Raw genomic sequence first — 18336 nt, 5'->3', positions numbered from 1 at the left:
AGGTGACGTTCAATGCAGCTTCACATGCGGCTCGGTGCGCCGCACAATCAGGCGTGCCAGCGTGTCGAGCGCGACCTTGGGGAAGCCGTGCAAGGCCAATTCATGCATCTTGTAAAGCGAGACATACATCAGCCGCGCGAACAGGCCCTCGACCATCAAGCCGCCCATCATGTTGCCCACGGTGCTGAATTCACCGAGCGAGACGAGCGAGCCGAAGTCGCGATAGCGGTATTCACGCAAAGGCTTGCCGGCCAGCCGGCGCCTGATCTGCCCGGCGATGTGCGAGGCCTGCTGGTGCGCGGCCTGGGCCCGGGGCGGAACAAACCCGCCCTGGCCCTGGTTGGCCTGCGGCCATTCGCACGCCGCGCAGTCGCCCATGGCGAAGATGTTCTCGTCCCGCGTGGATTGCAGAGTGGAATGCACCACCAGCTGGTTGATCCGGTTGGTTTCCAGGCCCGCGATGTCCTTCAGAAAGTCCGGCGCCTTCACGCCGGCGGCCCACACCACCAGTTCGGCCGGCAGCACGCGCCCATCGGCCAGGCGGACACCGCCCGCGTGGACTTCAGCGACCTTGGCGTCGGTGTGCACCTCCACGCCCAGCTTGCGCAGCAGGTCTGAGGTGGTTTGCGACAGGCGCGGTGGCAGCGCCGGCAGCACGCGCGGGGCTGCCTCGATGAGCGTCACCTTGATGTCCTTGTCGGCATCGACGCGGTCCAGGCCGAAAGCCACGACTTGCCGCGTGGTGCGGTGCAACTCGGCGGCCAGTTCGACCCCGGTCGCGCCGGCTCCGATGATGGCGACGTGCAATTGCTCGGGCCGCAGCGGCGTGGCCTGGGCATGGGCACGGATGCAGGCATTGACCATGCGGGAATGGAAGCGCAGCGCATCGGCCGCGCACTCCAGCCGCATGGCGTGCTCGCGCACGCCGGGCGTTCCGAAGTCGTTGCTCTGGCTGCCCACGGCCATCACCAGCGTGTCGTAGCCGAACACGCGCCGCGGCGTGACCTGCTGGCCCTCGTCGTCGACGTGGGGCGCCACCAGCACCTCGCGCCGCTCGCGGTCCAGCCCCACCATTTCGCCGACGCGGTAGCGGAAGTGATGCCAGTGCGACTGCGCCAGGTAGCCGACCTCGTGCGCGCTCATGTCCATGCTGCCGGAGGCGATCTCGTGCAGCTTGGGCTTCCAGACATGGGTGCGCGTCTTCTCGATCAGCGTCACCTCCGCCTTGCCACGGCGGCCCAGCGTATCGCCCAGCCGGGTGGCGAGTTCCAGCCCGCCCGCGCCGCCGCCAACGATGACGATGCGGTGCGGCGTGCCGGCGCGAAGAGTGGCTGCGCTCATGATCGAAGTTCCGGGAGATCCATCAGCGCGCTGCGGGCAGCGGCATGTTCGGCGCGCCCTGGTCGGTGCGCCCGGCCTGGGCCGCCGTCGGCGCCGGCATGTGGTGCTCGACCTGGTCCAGCACGGCTTCCGGCTCCTCGGCTTCAGCCGCGGTCTCGTTGTTCAGCTGGTTGTGCATGCGTTTCATGTCCAGATCACCCGTCCAGCGCGCCACGACCACGGTGGCGACGCCGTTGCCGATCAGGTTGGTGAGCGCCCGGGCTTCCGACATGAAGCGGTCGATGCCCAGGATCAGTGCCAGGCCGGCCACAGGCACCCCGCCCACGGCGGACAGGGTCGCGGCCAGCACGATGAAGCCGCTGCCGGTGATGCCGGCAGCACCCTTGGAGGTGAGCAGCAGCACGCCCAGCAGCGTCAGCTGCTGCGTCAGCGTCATCGGGGTGTTGGTGGCCTGCGCGATGAATACCGCGGCCATGGTCAGGTAGATCGAGGTGCCATCGAGATTGAAGGAGTAACCGGTGGGAATCACCAGGCCGACCACGGACTTGCGCGCGCCCAGGTTCTCCATCTTGGCCATCATGCGCGGCAGCACCGACTCGGACGACGAGGTGCCCAGCACGATCAGCAGCTCCTCCTTGATGTACTTGATGAACTTCCAGATGGAGAAGCCATGCAGCCTGGCGATGAGCCCCAAGACCACGAAGATGAAAAAGAAGCAGGTCGCGTAGAACGTGCCCATCAGCTTGCCCAGCGAGAGCAGCGAGCCGACACCGTACTTGCCGATGGTGAAGGCCATGGCGCCGAAGGCACCAATCGGGGCGACCTTCATGATGATCCCGACGATGGAAAACAGCACGTGCGAACCTTTTTCGATCAGGTCGAACACCAGCGTGCCGCGGCCGCCGAACTTGTGCAGCGCGAAGCCGAACATCACCGAGAACAGCAGCACCTGCAGGATTTCGCCCTTGGCGAACGCGTCCACCACGGTGCTCGGGATCACGTTGAGCAGGAAGTCCACCGTGCCCTGCATCTTGCCGGGGCCGGTATAGGCGGCGATGCTCTTGGTGTCGAGCGCGGACGGGTCGACATTCATACCCACGCCTGGCCCGACCAGGTTGATGATGACCAGCCCGATCACCAGCGCCAGGCTGCTGACGACCTCGAAATACAGCAGCGCCAGCCCGCCGGTCTTGCCGACCTTCTTCATGTCTTCCATGCCGGCGATGCCCACCACCACGGTGCAGAAGATGATGGGCGCGATGATCATCTTGATCAGCTTGATGAAGCCGTCACCCAGCGGCTTCATGGCGGCGCCCGTTTCCGGATAGAAGTGGCCCAGCAGCACGCCGATCACGATGGCCGTGATGACCTGGAAATAGAGCGACTGGTAAAGAGGCTTGGGGGTCGGGTCTTTGTCCATGAATATCTCCTTCAGTTATGGGTGATCATTGGCTGGCGCTGGGCGCCCGCCGCTTCGGCCTGCACGTCTGCGTGGTAGCTGGAGCGCACCAGCGGCCCGCAGGCGGCATGTGTGAATCCCATCTGCCGCGCCTGCCCGGCCAGGGCCTCGAAAGCTTGCGGCGCAACGTAGCGGCGCACGGGCAGGTTGCCGGGGCGCGGCTGCAGGTACTGGCCCACCGTCAGCATGTCCACGCCGTGGGCGCGCAGGTCGCGCATCACGGCGAGCACTTCGTCGTCGGTTTCGCCCAGGCCCAGCATCAGGCCCGACTTCGTGAGCACCTCGGGGCGATGCTGCTTGAACGCGCGCAGCAGTTCCAGGGAATGGGCGTAATCGGCGCCAGGACGGGCTTCGCGGTACAGGCGCGGCACGGTTTCCAGGTTGTGGTTCATCACGTCCGGCGGATCCACCGCCAGCACGTCCAGGGCTGTCTCCAGCCGCCCCCGGAAATCCGGCGTCAGGATCTCGATGCGCGTGCGCGGCGATTGCCGGCGCACCGCCCGGATGCAGGCCGCAAAATGCGCCGCCCCGCCATCGCGCAGATCGTCGCGATCCACGCTGGTGATGACCACATAGTTCAGGCGCAGCCGGGCCACCGTGTCGGCGAGCTTCAGCGGTTCCTGCGGATCCGGCGCCAGCGGCCGGCCATGCGCCACGTCGCAGAAGGGGCAGCGCCGCGTGCACAGGTCGCCCAGGACCATGAAGGTGGCCGTGCCTTTGCCGAAGCACTCGCCGATGTTGGGACACGCGGCCTCTTCGCAGACCGTGTGCAGGCCCTGCTCGCGCAGCACCTGCTTGACGCCCCGGAAGGTTTCGCTGTGCGACAGGCGCACGCGGATCCAGTCGGGCTTGGGCAGCGCGGGTGCCGCCACCACCTTGATCGGAATGCGCGCGGTCTTGGCGCCGCCGCGCTGGCCCGGAGAGAGGGTAGATGCATCCATGACGTGCTCAGTCGGCGACCCATGTCTGGGCTCGCTGTGCGGCCGCATCGACCGTAGCGAGCGCCGTCATGTTGACGATGCGGCGCACCGTCGACGACGGCGTCAGGATATGGACCGGAAGCGCCGCGCCCAGCAGGATGCCACCCACCGTGATGCCGCCGCCAGCCGCGATGCGCAGCAGGTTGTAGGAAATGTTGGCCGCATCGACGTTGGGCATGACCAGCACGTTCGCCTCGCCCGCCAGGCCAGAATCCGGGAACTCGCGATCGAGAATCTCCTTGGACAAAGCCGCGTCGCCGCGCATCTCGCCGTCGACCGCGAGGCTGGGGTCGCGCGCCTTCACCAGTGCCAGCGCCTCGCGCATCTTCAGCGCCGCCGGCGCGTTCGAACTGCCGAAGCTGGAGTGCGACAGCAGCGCCACGCTGGGGACGATGCCGAACCGGCGCACCTCTTCGGCCGCCAGCAGCGCGATCTCGGCGACCTGCTCGGCCGTCGGGTCGCTGTTGACATGGGTGTCGCAGATGAAGAGCTGGCGGCCGGGCAGCATCAGCATCTGCATGGCCGCGAAGGTGCGGGTGCCGCCGCGCAGGCCGATCACGTCGCTCACATAGCCCAGATGATCGGCGTAGCTGCCCAGGGTGCCGCACAGCATGGCGTCCGCCGAACCTTCACGCACCAGCATCGCGCCGAGAAGCGTGCTGCGGCTGCGCATCTCGGCACGGGCGGTGGCGCGCGACACGCCCCGGCGGCGGGCCAGCCGGTAATAGGCGTCCGCCGCAGGGCCGTAGACGTCCGGATCCAGCAGGTTCACGCACTCGCAATCCACGCCGGGCTGAAGGCGCAGGCCAAACTGCTCGATGCGCTGGGCAATGACCTCGGGCCGGCCCGCCAGCAGCGGACGCGCCAGCCCTTCATCGACCACCACCTGGGCGGCGCGCAGCACGCGCTCGTCTTCGCCTTCGGCATAGACCACGCGCTTGGGCGCGCGCTTGGCTGCCGCGAACACCGGCTGCATCGCGCCACCCGACTGATAAACGAACTGGCTCAGCCGCTGGCGGTAGGCGTCCATGTCACCGATCGGGCGCGTGGCCACGCCGCTGTCCATCGCCGCCTGGGCGACTGCCGGGGCGACGACCTCGATCAAGCGCGGATCGAACGGCTTGGGAATGAGGTACTCGGCACCGAAACGCAGGCCCACGGTCCCGTAGGCCTGGGCCACCACCTCGGGAATCTCGGCATGGGCGAGCTCGGCGATGGCTCTGACCGCCGCCAGCTTCATCTCCTCGTTGATCGTGGTGGCGCCGACGTCCAGCGCGCCGCGGAAGATGAACGGGAAGCACAGCACGTTGTTGACCTGGTTCGGGTAGTCCGAACGACCCGTCCCCATGATCGTGTCGGGACGAACCGCCAGCGCCTCTGCCGGCTCGATCTCAGGCGTCGGGTTCGCCATCGCCAGAATGATGGGGTCGCGCGCCATCGTCTTGACCATCTCGGGCTTGAGCACGCCGCCGGCCGACAGGCCCAGGAAGATGTCGGCCCCGCCGATGATGTCGGCCAGCTTGCGAGCCGAGGTCTCCTGCGCGTAACGGGCCTTGTTCGGGTCCATCTGCTCCTTGCGGCCCGCATAGACCACGCCGGCGCTGTCGGACACGAACACGTTGCGCATCGGCAGCCCGAGGCTGACGATCAGGTCCAGGCAGGCCAGCGCGGCGGCGCCGGCGCCCGAGGCCACCAGCTTGACCTCCTTGATGTCCTTGTCGACGTGTTTGAGTGCGTTGAGAATGGCCGCGGCGGCGACGATGGCGGTGCCGTGCTGGTCGTCATGGAACACCGGAATCTTCATGCGCTCGCGCAGCTTTTTCTCGATGTAGAAACACTCGGGCGCCTTGATGTCTTCGAGGTTGATGCCGCCAAAGGTGGGCTCCATGCGTGCGATGGTGTCGATCAGCTTGTCGGGGTCGAGCTCATCGAGCTCGATGTCAAACACGTCGATGCCGGCGAATTTCTTGAACAGGCAGCCCTTGCCCTCCATCACCGGCTTGCCCGCCAGCGCGCCGATGTTGCCCAGGCCCAGCACGGCCGTGCCGTTGGTGATCACGGCCACCAGGTTGTTGCGCGCCGTCAGGTTGCCGGCCTCGCGCGGGTCCTCCACAATCGCCAGGCAGGCTTCGGCCACGCCGGGCGAGTAGGCCAGCCCGAGGTCGCGCTGCGTTGCCATGGCCTTGGTCGGGGTCACCGAGATCTTGCCCGGCGTGGGATAGCGGTGGTAGTCGAGGGCGGCTTCGCGTAAATTGTCTGACATGGGGGTCTCCGTCGTAGGGGTTGGAATTCGAATCAGTGTGTCGCCAGCGCCGGCAAGGAGTGCCCTGCGCGCGGTTCGACCAGCTCGCGCAGCCAGCTGTGCAAGGCGTGCACCAGCGCCTCGGGCTGGTCGGCATGGACCCAGTGCGCCGCATCGTCGATATGCGCCAGGCGCGCACGGGGAAACAGACGCTCGATATCCGCATGCGATTCGGTGCGCACATAGTCGGAGTCCACCCCGGCGACGAACAGGGCCGGCCCGGCGTAGTGCTTGCGCATCAGCGGCTGCGGAAAGCGGCACAGGTCAGGCATGCACATGGCTGTCGCCATCAGGTTGATGCGCCAGTCGAAGCGCTCGTCATGACGCCTGAGGTTCTGCATCAGGAAGTCACCCGGGGCGCCGCCCCCCAGGCTGTGCGCGAGCGCCTGCCGTACTTCCTTGCGACCGGCTGCGACCGCAACGTCCAGGCGACGCATGGCCTTCATGTAGAGCGAGAATTGATCGCCGTAGCGTTCGGGTGCTATGTCAATCACGGCCAGGCCGGCGATCGCCTGCGGGTGTTCCAGGGCCAGGGCCATGGCGGTCTTGCCGCCCATGCTGTGGCCGATCAGAATCGGCTGCTGCAATTGCTCGCGCTCGATCAGAGCCAGCACATCGAGCGCCATGTCGGGGTAGGACATGGCCTCGGCCCAGGGGGATGCGCCATGGTTGCGCGCGTCGGGAAGGTAGAACCGGTACGAGTGGCCCAGGGCCTGGGCGATCTGGGCCCAGTTGCGCCCAGCCCCGAACAAACCGTGCAGGATGACCACGGGCGGACCGTTGCCCACCACCTCGAAAGCCAATTTAATGGACACGGCGGTGTGCGTCCTATTTCTTCTTCTGCGGCGGCAGGTCGGTGCACACGCCTTCGAATAGTTCGGCGGCCATGCCGATCGATTCGCCCAGCGTCGGGTGCGGGTGAATGGTCTTGCCGATGTCGGCCGGCTCGCAGCCCATCTCGATCGCCAGACAGACCTCGCTGATCAGGTCACCCGCATGGGTGCCGACGATGCCGCCGCCGATCACGCGGTGCGTGGCCTCGTCGAAAATCAGCTTGGTGAAGCCCTCGTCGCGCCCGTTGGCGATGGCACGGCCCGACGCCGCCCAGGGGAATACCGCCTTGCCAATCTTGATGCCCTCGGCCTTGCACTGCTCTTCGGTCTTGCCGGCCCAGGCGATCTCGGGGTCGGTGTATGCCACCGATGGAATCTGGCGGGCGTCGAACGAGGACGGCTCGCCGTGGGCGACCTCGGCCGCCACGTGGGCCTCATGAACCGCCTTGTGCGCCAGCATCGGCTGCCCGACGATGTCGCCGATGGCGAAGATGTGCGGCACGTTGGTGCGCATCTCCCGGTCGACGTTTATGAAGCCCCGGTCGGTCACGACCACGCCGGCCTTCTCGGCGCCGATCTTCTGGCCATTGGGGCTGCGGCCCACGGCCACCAGCACCAGGTCATAGAGCTGCACCTCCTTGGGTGCCTTCTCGCCTTCGAAGCTCACTTCGATGCCGGCCTTCGTCGCCTTGGCCCCGACGGTTTTTGTCTTGAGCATCACGTGGCCGAAGCGCGGCGCATTCATCTTCTCCCAGACCTTGACGAGGTCGCGGTCAGCGCCCGGCATCAATCCGTCGAGCATTTCGACCACGTCGATGCGCGTGCCCAGCGTCGAATACACCGTGGCCATCTCCAGCCCGATGATGCCGCCGCCCACCACCAGCATGCGCTTGGGGATGGACTTGAGCAGCAGGGCCCCGGTCGAATCGACGACACGATCGTCCTTGGGCATGAAAGGCAGCTGCACCGCCTGGCTGCCGGCCGCGATGATGGCCTTGGCGAACTTCACCACCATCTTCTTGTCACCGCCGGCCCAAGAAACTTCCAGGTGGTGCGGATCGAGGAAGCTGCCGACGCCGGTGAGCACTTCCACCTTGCGCGCCTTGGCCATGCCGGCCAGGCCGCCGGTGAGTTTCTTGATCACGCCGTCCTTGAAAGCACGCAGCTTGTCGATGTCAATCTCGGGCGGGCCGTACTTGATGCCATGGTCGGGCAGGGTCGCGACTTCGTCCATCACCGAGGCGGTGTGCAGCAGCGCCTTGGACGGGATGCAGCCGACATTCAGGCAGACGCCGCCCAGCGTGGCATAGCGTTCGACCAGCACCGTCTTCATGCCGAGGTCGGCGCTGCGGAAGGCGGCCGAATAGCCGCCGGGGCCGGCGCCGAGGACCAGCATCTCGCACTCCACATCCACTTTGCCCGAATAGCTGGAGGCGGCAGGCGCCGGAGCACCCTCACCCCCCGCCCTCTCCCGCGGCGCGGGAGAGGGGGCCGATACCGGTATTGCTCCCTCGCCCCTTTGGGGAGWGGGTTGGGGTGAGGGGCTGGCCGCGCCCGCAGCCTCCAGCGTCAGCAACACCGATCCCTCGCTGACCTTGTCATTCACCTTGACCTTGATCTCCTTCACGACCCCGGCATGGGTCGAGGGAATCTCCATCGATGCCTTGTCGGACTCGACCATGACCAGGCCGGTATCGACGGCGATGGTCTCGCCGACCTTCACCATCACTTCGATCACCGCGACATCCTTGAAGTCGCCGATGTCGGGGACTTTGACTTCCACGAGTTGTGCCATTTGGAGAGTGCCCTTAGAACATCACGCGCCGCATGTCGGCGAGCAGGTTGGCGAAATGGACGTTGAAGCGTGCGGCGGCGGCGCCGTCGATCACGCGGTGGTCCCAGGAAAGCGAGAGCGGCAAGGTCAGGCGCGAGGCCCAGTTCTTGCCGTCGCCGGAGTGCTGCTTCCAGTAGCTCTTGCACACGCCCATGATGGCCACCTCGGGCGCATTGATGATGGGCGTGAAGTACATGCCGCCGATGCCGCCCAGCGATGAAATGGTGAAGGTGCCGCCCTGCATCTGGTCGGGCTTGAGCTTGCCGTCGCGCGCCAGCTTGGCCAGCTCGCCCATTTCCTTGGCGATCTCGGGGACGCTCTTCTTGTCGGCGTCGCGGATCACCGGAACCATCAACCCGTTGGGCGTGTCGGCGGCAAAGCCGATGTGCCAGTAGTTCTTCAGCACGAGAGCGTCGCCGTCCAGGCTGGCGTTGAACTCGGGGAACTTCTTGAGGGTCGCCACCGCCGCCTTGATCATGAAGGGCAGCATGCTGATCTTGACACCCGACTTCTCCAGCTCCTTGTTCATCTGGACGCGGAACTGCTCCAGGTCGGTGATGTCGGCCTCATCGTGCGTGGTGACATGCGGAATCACCACCCAATTGCGATGCAGGTTGGCGGCCGAGATCTTCTTGATGCGGCTCTGTTCCTTGCGCTCGATCGGCCCGAACTTGGCGAAGTCGACCTTGGGCCAGGGCAGCAGGTCCAGCCCAGCGCCACCACCGGCCGGCGCGGCGGCAGCCTTGGCGGCCGACGGCGCTGCGCCAGCCGCTGCAGCTCCGCCCTTGGCGAATGCTTCGACGTCGTCGCGCACGATGCGGCCGTGGGCGCCACTGCCCTTGACGCGGCCCAGGTCCACCGAGAGTTCGCGCGCCAGCTTGCGCACCGCCGGCCCGGCGTAGGCCAGGGCGAACGTCGCCTCGTCGATACCCGCCTTTGCCCCCTCTTCCGCAGCTGCGGGAGAGGGTTGGGGTGAGGGTGTCTGCTGCACCTGGCTCACGGGCGCGCTGGCAGTAGCCGCCCCCGTCGCCAGCATCATGATGACGCTGCCTTCCGAGACCTTGTCCCCCAGCTTGACGCGGATCTCCTGCACTACGCCACCCAAAGGCGCGGGCACATCCATGGTCGCCTTGTCGGATTCCAGCGACATCAGCGGGTCCTCGGCTTTCACCGTGTCACCGGCCTTGACGAAGATCTCGATCACCGGCACATCCTTGAAGTCGCCAATGTCGGGCACGCGCACCTCGGCCAGCCCGGCCGGCGCGCTGACGGCCGCGGGCGGCGCACTGACGCTGGGCTTGGTGGGCTCGGCGGCCGCCACAGCAGCACCGGCCGCGCCGTTGAACTGCATCACCACGCTGCCTTCGCTGACCTTGTCGCCGACCTTGACGCTGATGGCCTTGACCACGCCGCCATGGGGCGCGGGCACGTCCATCGTCGCCTTGTCCGATTCCAGCGAGATCAGCGGATCCTCCGCCTTCACCGTGTCGCCGACCTTGACGAAGATCTCGATCACGGGTACGTCCTTGAAGTCACCGATGTCGGGCACCGGAATGTCTGTTACGTGGCTCATGTTGTGTCGTTCCTATCAAACGGTCCAGGGCGCGGCGCGCTCGGTGTCCAGGCCGTATTTGGCGATGGCATCGGCCACCACCTGCGGCTTGATGGCGCCTTCATCGGCCAGCGCCTTCAGTGCGGCCACGGCCACATAGTGGCGATCCACCTCGAAGAACTTGCGCAGCTTGACGCGGTAGTCGCTGCGTCCGAAGCCGTCGGTGCCCAGCACCACAAAGCGCCGGCCGGCGGCCTGTACGTATTCACGCACCTGGTCGGCGTAGCTGCGCATGTAGTCGGTGGATGCGATCACCGGGCCCTCGCTGCCGTCCAGGCAGCTCTCGACCCAGCTCTGGCGCGGCGCCTCGGTCGGGTGCAGCAGGTTCCACCGCTGGGCTGCCATGCCGTCGCGGCGCAGCTCGTTGAAGCTGGTCGCGCTCCAGATGTCGGCGGTGACATTGAAGTCGGCCTTGAGCAGCGCCGCCGCGGCGATCACTTCGCGCAGGATGGTGCCGCTGCCCATCAGCTGCACACGCAGACCCTTCCTGGCCGTCTTGCCGCCATCCTGGAGCTTGTACAGCCCTTTCAGGATCCCGGCCTCGGCGCCCGCCCCGGCATCGGCCAGGCCCGGGTGCGTGTAGTTCTCGTTCATCAGCGTGAGGTAGTAGAAGACGTCCTCCTGCTGCTCGTACATCCTGCGCATGCCCTCGCGCACGATGACCACCATCTCGTAGGCGAAGGTCGGGTCGTAGGACACGCAGTTCGGGATCGTCGCGGCCAGCAGGTGGCTGTGGCCGTCCTCATGCTGCAGCCCCTCGCCGTTGAGCGTGGTGCGACCGGCGGTGCCGCCCAGCAGGAAGCCGCGAGCCCGGATGTCGCCGGCCAGCCAGGCCAGGTCGCCCACCCGCTGCAGCCCGAACATCGAGTAATAGATGTAGAACGGGATCATCGGCACGTTGCTCACGCTGTACGAGGTGGCGGCAACGATCCAGCTGGACATGGCCCCGCCTTCGTTGATGCCCTCCTGGAGCACCTGCCCGTCCTTCGATTCGCGGTAGTACATCAGCTGGTCGGCGTCCTGCGGCTTGTACAGCTGGCCCAGCGACGAGTAGATGCCCAACTGGCGGAACATGCCCTCCATGCCGAAGGTGCGCGACTCGTCGGGCACGATGGGGACGATGTGCTTGCCGATGTTCTTGTCGCGTACCAGCGTGCCCAGCATCTGCACGAAGGCCATGGTGGTGGAGATTTCGCGCTCGCCGGAGCTGGCCAGCAGGCGCTGGAAGGTATCGAGCGGCGGGATGGTCAGCGCGTTGGACTTCTGCCGGCGCTGCGGCAGGTAGCCGCCCAAAGCTTCGCGGCGCGCGCGCAGGTACTTCATCTCGGGGCTGTCCTCGGGCAGCTTGATGAAGGGGATGTTCGGCAGATCCTCGTCGGACACCGGAATCTGGAAGCGGTCGCGAAAGCCCCGCAGCGCATCCTGCGTCATCTTCTTGGCCTGGTGCGCGATCATCTGGCCCTCGCCCGACTCGCCCATGCCGTAGCCCTTGACGGTCTTGGGCAAGATCAAGGTGGGCTGGCCGGTGTGCTTGACGGCGGCCGCGTAGGCCGCGAACACCTTCTCGGGGTCGTGACCGCCGCGCGTCAGGCCCCAGATCTCGTCGTCGCTCATGTCGGCGACCAGCGCCTTCAGCTCTTCGTACTTGCCGAAGAAGTGCTCGCGCACATAGGCGCCGCTCTTGCTCTTGAAGTCCTGGTATTCGCCGTCCACGCACTCTTCCATGCGCTTGAGCAAGAGGCCGCTCTTGTCCTTGGCCAGCAGCTTGTCCCAGCCGGTGCCCCACAGCACCTTGATGACGTTCCAGCCGGCACCGCGAAAGACCGACTCCAGCTCCTGCACGATCTTGCCGTTGCCGCGCACCGGGCCGTCCAGGCGCTGCAGGTTGCAGTTGATGACGAAGATCAGGTTGTCCAGGCCTTCGCGCCCGGCCAGCGAGATCGCGCCCAGCGACTCGGGCTCGTCCATTTCACCGTCGCCCATGAAGGCCCAGACCTTGCGCGGCGCGGTATCGGCCAGGCCGCGGCCCTGCAGGTACTTCAAAAAACGCGCCTGGTAGATCGCCATCAACGGGCCCAGGCCCATGGAGACGGTGGGGAACTGCCAGAAGTCGGGCATCAGCCAGGGATGCGGATAGGAGGGAATGCCCTTGCCCTCGGTCTCCTGCCGGTAGCCCAGCAGCTGTTGCTCAGTGAGGCGCCCCTCGACGAAGGCGCGGGCGTAGATGCCGGGCGAGCAGTGGCCCTGGATATAGATGAGGTCGCCGCCGTGCTGCTCGGTGGGCGCATGCCAGAAATGGCCGAAGCCGATGTCGTACAGCGTCGCCGCCGACTGGAAGCTGGCGATGTGGCCGCCCAGCTCGGACGACTCCTTGTTGGCGCGCAGGATGATCGCCATCGCGTTCCAGCGGATGATGGAGCGCAGCCGGTGCTCGATCTCGCGATCGCCGGGCGACTTCGCCTGGTCTTGCGGCTCAATCGTGTTCTTGTAGGCCGTGTTCAGCGAGCGGGGCACGTACACGCCGTCGTTGCGCGCCAGGTCCACCAGGCGGTTGACGATGTGGTTGGTGCGTTGCGGGCCGCGATGCTGCGCCACCGCGCGCAGTGCGTCGACCCATTCAATGGTTTCGATCGGATCGAGGTCGTCATTCACATTCATCTTGTCTCCTGTTGTTACTTCATGCCGCGGGGTCGGGGCGACATGCGCTTGACTGGGTATCGCAATCGGCGTGCCAAACCGCCCAGTGATCGGTGATGGACGTCAAGTTATTGATTTAGAAAGAGTTTTTCCGTAACCCGGGGCGCTGGCCCGGCGCCGCAGGCCGGAATGCCGGAATGCCGGCGCGGCTTTCGCCCGGCTTGCCGTCCGCCCGACTGCGGGTTAGTACGGGGTAGCGGCTGCCCTGCGCGTCAACGCCGCAGCGATCTTCGACGCCGGCGCATGGGGGATCTTCATCGGTATGTCTCCATCAAATTGATTTCGGGGCGAATGAATTTTGCTGGCCGGTGGCGCGGGCAAGCTTTCGGCGAACTTTCAAATGACGCGTCTTGAGCTCGGCACTTACCCGCAAAGGGAAATCGATAGGAGGCAATGAGAGAGTTTCGAGAGCCGGCGCGCGCGGCCGCCTCCCTCGCCGGCTGCGCAGACCCGAGGGCAATCGCTTGAAAAACCATTTCTCGTATATCCAGACGATCTTGCGGCTCGCCGCCAGCCGGCGAAAACCCCGCTCCAGCGTGCTGGCAAACGCCGCGTCGAAAGATCCACGTGGTGAGTTTGCTTGACTTCATGATGTGATGTCGCCGGAAATCACTTTAGATATTTAGATACAGCGCCGTGGGGCGGGTCAGTACCTCGGGCCTCAGGATCTCGTCAAGTTGTTGCTTGGAGAGCAAGCCCTTGCTTAGCACGATTTCGTAGACGCTGCCCCCCGAGGCATGCGCCTCTTGCGCCACCTGCGTGGCGTTGGCGTAGCCGATGTAGGGGTTCAAGGCCGTGACGATGCCGATCGAGTTTTCCACCAAGGAACGCAGGTGCTCTTTGTTGGCCGTAATGCCTTTGACGCAACGCTCGGCCAGGGTCAGGCAACCGTTTCGCAGATGACTCACACTCTTGAATATGCTGTGCGCGATGATGGGTTCAAAGGCATTGAGCTGCAGCTGTCCAGCCTCGGCCGCGAAGCTGACGGTGATGTCATTTCCGATGACCTCGAAGGCGATCTGGTTCACCACCTCCGGGATGACCGGATTCACCTTGCCGGGCATGATGCTTGAACCGGCCTGCATGGCCGGCAGATTGATCTCGCCCAAGCCAGCACGCGGGCCACTGGAAAGCAATCTCAGGTCGTTGCAGGTTTTCGAGAGTTTGATAGCCACCCGCTTGAGAACGCCGGACAATTGGACGAAGGCTCCGCAGTCTTGTGTTGCCTCGATCAAGTTGGGAGCGGTGATGAGGGGGATGCCGGTGGTCTCGATAAGATGCTTCACGATCCGTGGCGCATAGTCGGGGTGCGCCGTGATGCCGGTTCCGATGGCGGTACCCCCCATGTTGATCTCGCATATCAGCAGTGCAGCTTCTCGCAACCTCGCTTCGTCTTCGCCGAGCATCACGGCGTAGGTGCTGAATTCCTGCCCCAGCGTCATCGGAACCGCGTCCTGCATCTGGGTGCGGCCCATTTTCAGGACATCCTTGAATTCTTCCGCCTTGGCTTCGAAAGCATGCCGTAACACGGCCATGGCATCAACCAGTCCCAAAATTCCAAACCACGTGGCGATCTTGAGTGCTGACGGATATACATCGTTAGTGCTTTGCCCGATATTGACCTGTTCATTGGGATGCAAATATTGGTATTCGCCTTTTGTGTGGCCCAACAATTCGAGTGCACGGTTGGCAATGACCTCGTTGGCATTCATATTGGTCGAGGTGCCCGCGCCACCTTGGATCACGTCCACCACAAACTGCTCATGCAGCTTTCCCGCGAGCAACTCGGCGCACGCTTTGACGATGGCATTGCAGCGGACTTCGTCGAGCAGGCCTAGTTCATGGTTGGAGAGCGCCGCCGCCTGTTTGATGTAGGCAAGCGCATTAATCAGCTCGGGATAAGCCGATATGGGAATACCGGTAATGGGAAAATTCTCCAACGCGCGCAGCGTATGCACACCGTAGTAGACATCGGCGGGGACTTCGCGATCACCCAGAAGATCGTGTTCGGTTCTATAGCGTCCAGTGGTCATCGAAATATTCCTCGCACAAAGTTTTAAGACAAGACAGGAGTGCGAGCGTATAGAGCAACTTCATTTCATACGAACTGGATGCGAATTTGTCATGACACGGCACAGCCGGTGCATACCTTGTCGTGGCGACCAGCTGCCGCGCCGTGACCATCTCGCCTACCTGATAGGCCACACGATGCGGTGCCTGTGAATTCGGTGTGCCTTGGCATATGCGCCAGTGAGCAGTTCTTTGATGAAGGCGACGAAGTGAACTTTCCTCGACGCTCGGTGACCGAGACGATGCGCCGCCCCGCCTTGAGCTCGACCGCAACGAACAGATTGGTGGTGCCATTGCGCACATACTCGTAGTCCTGCTTGCTTGGGCTATTCGTTGCCATGGCCAACGGCGCTCGGCTGTGATTGATAAGTTGCAGGCTTTTCTCGTCGATGCAAATGACCGGCTCGGCTTTGGATATTGGCCGCGCGTACAGTTCGAGCAGGGCATACATCCGGGCACGGTACTCCTCGGTCAGAGCCCCAATGCACCACATTACCCGGCGCCAGGGCTTGAGATCGTTTTTTTTAGCATGCGGCGCACGGTTTCCCGGCTCACGGATTGCATGCCAGGCTCCTGGCAGGCGGCGCGTTCGAGCTCGACCATGGTCCAGCGCTGGCGTTCCTTGGGCGGGGCTGAGCAGGCCAAGGCGATCACGCGCGCCTCGGCGTTGGTGTCGTACTGGCGCGGGCGTCCTGAGCGCTGAGGGCAACCGGTGCTCAAAGTAGTCCACGCCGCTGAAGAACCGCCACAGGATGTTCTCACTCCAGCGCACCACCAGCTCTTCGTCGCTGAGGTTGAAGCTGTGCTTGAGGTACAGCAGGCTGGCCATCAGGCGAACGGGGAGCTTGGGGTGTCCGGCATTGCTGCGACCTGCGCCCACCAGGGTCGTTGCCAAACATGTCCTGGCCTTCGAGAATTTGGCCGGTGCGTGCTGGTGCTCGAACTTCTGCGCCAGCGTCGCTTCGATCTGATCCCACGGAAAGCGCGTTGCCAGCACCGCCAAGGGGTCGCTCAGGTTGAGCATGGCGTCAATGCGGCTGCGAAAAAAGTCACTCTCTAGTGTTCGTGCGGGTTGCCGAGGTTTTGCAGGGGCGACTATGTAGGAGCCCGGCGGGCGAGGCAATGAAAATTCGAATTCAGAATAAAGCGCGGCGAATTTTGCATAGCACAAGTGGCACATAACAGTGGCACGCCCGGGGATATGGGACTACGCTATAGCAGCATTCGATGACACGTCTTTTTGCCGCATTGGGGTTACCAAATGGAAGTTAAATGGCTTGAGGACTTTTTGAGCCTGGCCGAGTCGCGCAGCTTCTCGCGCGCGGCGACAGACCGGCACATCACCCAGTCCGCGTTCAGCCGGCGCATCATGGCCCTGGAAGAGTGGCTGGGCGTGGATCTGGTGGACCGCAGCGTCCATCCGGCGACCCTGACCTCGGCGGGCTGGCTGTTTCGCCGCATAGCGGCGGACCTGCTGCATGACGCCTATGCGGCGCGCACCTTGCTGGGGGGATATCAGCCCCTGGCCGAGCCGGAGAAGGTGGTCCAGTTCTCCGTGGCCCACACGCTGGCGCTCACTTTCTTTCCGGTCTGGCTCAAGAAGCTGCACCAGAGCTTCGGTCCGCTGGTGGCCCGCGTCCATGCGGTGAATGTGCCCGCGGGCGTGCAGCAACTGGTGGAGGGCAACTGCGACCTCCTGCTGGCCTACCACCATCCGCAGCTGCCGATCCTGCTGGACCCCAATCTGTTTCCCTATCTGCTGCTGGGCGTCGAGAGAATCCTGCCGTTCTCCGCGATGGACGCCAGCGGCAAGCCCCTGTTTAGCCTGCCCGGGTCCAGCGAAGATCCGCTGCCGTTCATGGCCTATTCGTCGGGGGCTTTTCTGGGCAACGTCGTCGAGATGACCCTGCTGAACGCCCGCACGCCGTGCAATCTGCGGCGCAATTTCGAGACCCATATGTCCGAGGCCCTCAAGGCCATGGTGGTTGCCGGCCACGGCATAGGCTGGCTGCCGGAGAGCTGTGTGGTCACCGAACTCGAGGACGGGAAGGTGGCGGTCGCCGGATCGGACGAATGGACGACCAACCTGGAAGTTCGGCTCTACCGCGCGTCCCAGAGTTCCAAGCCGGTGATCGATGCCATGTGGTCCTGGGTCTGCGGAAATGAAAAGCGTTGACGCGTTTCGGGCGTGCTCCGCTGCACCAGGCCGCGCCACGAACGCGATGGGTTCTTAGCAAGTACATCAATCAATCACGATAGGAGATTTGGATCAATGAACGGTGCACATATGCAGCACGACGCGGCCAGCACTTTTGGTGTGGCGGGCGTACAGATGAATGTTTCTGCATTCGATAGCAACGTGGAACGCATGGGCGGCTATCTGCGCCATATCCGTGCGCGTTTTCCGTGGGTGAAGATGGTGCTTTTCTCCGAGCTCTCGGCGCACGGCCCCGGGCGCAACAAGGCCGAGCCGCTGCCCGGTCCCACCGAGGCCCGCCTGTGCGAACTGGCCCGCGAGACCGGCTTGTGGTTCATACCCGGCTCGCTGTTCGAGCGGGCCGAGGGGCCCACCGGCCCGGTCATTTACAACACCACGCCGGTGATCAATCCGCAAGGCGAAGTGATTGCGCGATTCCGCAAGCTGTTCCCTTTCCGACCCTACGAGCGCGACGTTGCGGGCGGTTCGGAGTTCTGCGTTTTCGACGTGCCCGGCGCGGGCCGCTTCGGGGTCTCGATCTGCTACGACATGTGGTTTCCCGAGACCACGCGCACGCTGGCGGCGATGGGGGCCGAAGTGATTCTGCACCCCACCATGACGGACACCATCGACCGCGATGTGGAACTGTCGATCGCCCGTGCATCCGCGGTGACCAACCAGGTGTACTTCTTTGACGTCAACGGCGTGGGCGACGGCGGCGTGGGCCGCTCCATCATCTGCGACCCGTCGGGCTATGTATTGCACCAGGCCGACGGCGGCGCCGAGATCATGGCCATCGACGTCGATTTCGCGCGTGTCCGGCGCGAGCGCGAGCGCGGCTTGCGCAGCAATCTGGGGCAACCGCTGAAGAGCTTTCGCGACCGCGAATGCGTGTTTGACGTCTACCGGGAGAACAACCCGGCCTATCCCTATCTGAACACATTGGGGGCGCTGAAAAAACCCGACTGACCCCCAAGCATCCCAGATTCGCCATCAACAAAAATTCGGGAC

The 18336-nt window shown here is 64.6% G+C and carries 12 protein-coding genes; 2 read left to right on the top strand and 10 right to left on the bottom strand.

All coding sequences use genetic code 11. The annotated features are described in order from the left end of the window. Positions 1-9: 9 nt before the first annotated feature. The 10 genes from AC1DUR_RS03925 to AC1DUR_RS03880 form a co-directional block, all read right to left on the bottom strand. Entirely contained in the window at positions 10-1341 is a 1332-nt protein-coding gene (locus tag AC1DUR_RS03925) for an NAD(P)/FAD-dependent oxidoreductase (RefSeq protein ID WP_477716436.1), read from the bottom strand. 22 nt (positions 1342-1363) lie between these two features. Beyond that, positions 1364-2761 (bottom strand): dicarboxylate/amino acid:cation symporter, encoded by a 1398-nt coding sequence (locus AC1DUR_RS03920; RefSeq protein WP_477716437.1) that lies wholly within the window; start codon positions 2759-2761, stop codon positions 1364-1366. Between the two features lie 11 nt (positions 2762-2772). Next, a complete protein-coding gene (gene lipA, locus AC1DUR_RS03915) occupies positions 2773-3741 on the bottom strand; it encodes a lipoyl synthase (protein ID WP_477716438.1) in 969 nt (322 codons plus the stop codon). Between the two features lie 7 nt (positions 3742-3748). After that, positions 3749-6043 carry an NADP-dependent malic enzyme gene (locus AC1DUR_RS03910; RefSeq protein ID WP_477716439.1) on the bottom strand — a complete coding sequence of 765 codons (2295 nt, stop codon included), beginning with the start codon at positions 6041-6043 and terminating at the stop codon, positions 3749-3751. Between the two features lie 32 nt (positions 6044-6075). Beyond that, positions 6076-6897, bottom strand: coding sequence for an alpha/beta fold hydrolase (locus tag AC1DUR_RS03905; protein ID WP_477716440.1), 822 nt, complete (start codon positions 6895-6897; stop codon positions 6076-6078). Positions 6898-6910: 13 nt separating this feature from the next. Then, on the bottom strand, positions 6911-8710 hold the full coding sequence (lpdA, locus tag AC1DUR_RS03900) for a dihydrolipoyl dehydrogenase (RefSeq protein ID WP_477721275.1): 1800 nt from the start codon (positions 8708-8710) through the stop codon (positions 6911-6913). 13 nt (positions 8711-8723) lie between these two features. Then, positions 8724-10322: a dihydrolipoyllysine-residue acetyltransferase gene (locus tag AC1DUR_RS03895; RefSeq protein ID WP_477716442.1), complete on the bottom strand. Its 1599-nt coding sequence runs from the start codon at positions 10320-10322 to the stop codon at positions 8724-8726. Positions 10323-10337: 15 nt separating this feature from the next. Beyond that, on the bottom strand, positions 10338-13019 hold the full coding sequence (gene aceE / locus AC1DUR_RS03890; RefSeq protein ID WP_477721274.1) for a pyruvate dehydrogenase (acetyl-transferring), homodimeric type: 2682 nt from the start codon (positions 13017-13019) through the stop codon (positions 10338-10340). 653 nt (positions 13020-13672) lie between these two features. Beyond that, a complete protein-coding gene (gene aspA, locus AC1DUR_RS03885; RefSeq protein ID WP_477716444.1) occupies positions 13673-15091 on the bottom strand; it encodes an aspartate ammonia-lyase in 1419 nt (472 codons plus the stop codon). A gap of 89 nt (positions 15092-15180) precedes the next feature. After that, positions 15181-16152, bottom strand: a complete 972-nt coding sequence (locus tag AC1DUR_RS03880; protein WP_477716445.1) for a transposase — start codon at positions 16150-16152, stop codon at positions 15181-15183. A 237-nt stretch (positions 16153-16389) separates the two neighbouring features. Between AC1DUR_RS03880 and AC1DUR_RS03875 the strand changes: the two genes are divergently transcribed. Together AC1DUR_RS03875 and AC1DUR_RS03870 are read left to right on the top strand one after the other, a co-directional pair. Next, complete coding sequence (locus AC1DUR_RS03875) at positions 16390-17304, top strand: LysR substrate-binding domain-containing protein (protein WP_477716446.1); 915 nt, start codon at positions 16390-16392, stop codon at positions 17302-17304. A gap of 96 nt (positions 17305-17400) precedes the next feature. Next, on the top strand, positions 17401-18294 hold the full coding sequence (locus tag AC1DUR_RS03870; RefSeq protein WP_477716447.1) for a carbon-nitrogen hydrolase family protein: 894 nt from the start codon (positions 17401-17403) through the stop codon (positions 18292-18294). Positions 18295-18336: the final 42 nt, after the last annotated feature.

The sequence above is a fragment of the Polaromonas sp. P4_F4 genome (assembly GCF_056401355.1).
The sequence above is the reverse complement of the archived record's forward strand: the minus strand, read 5'-3'. Positions and strand labels throughout refer to the sequence as shown.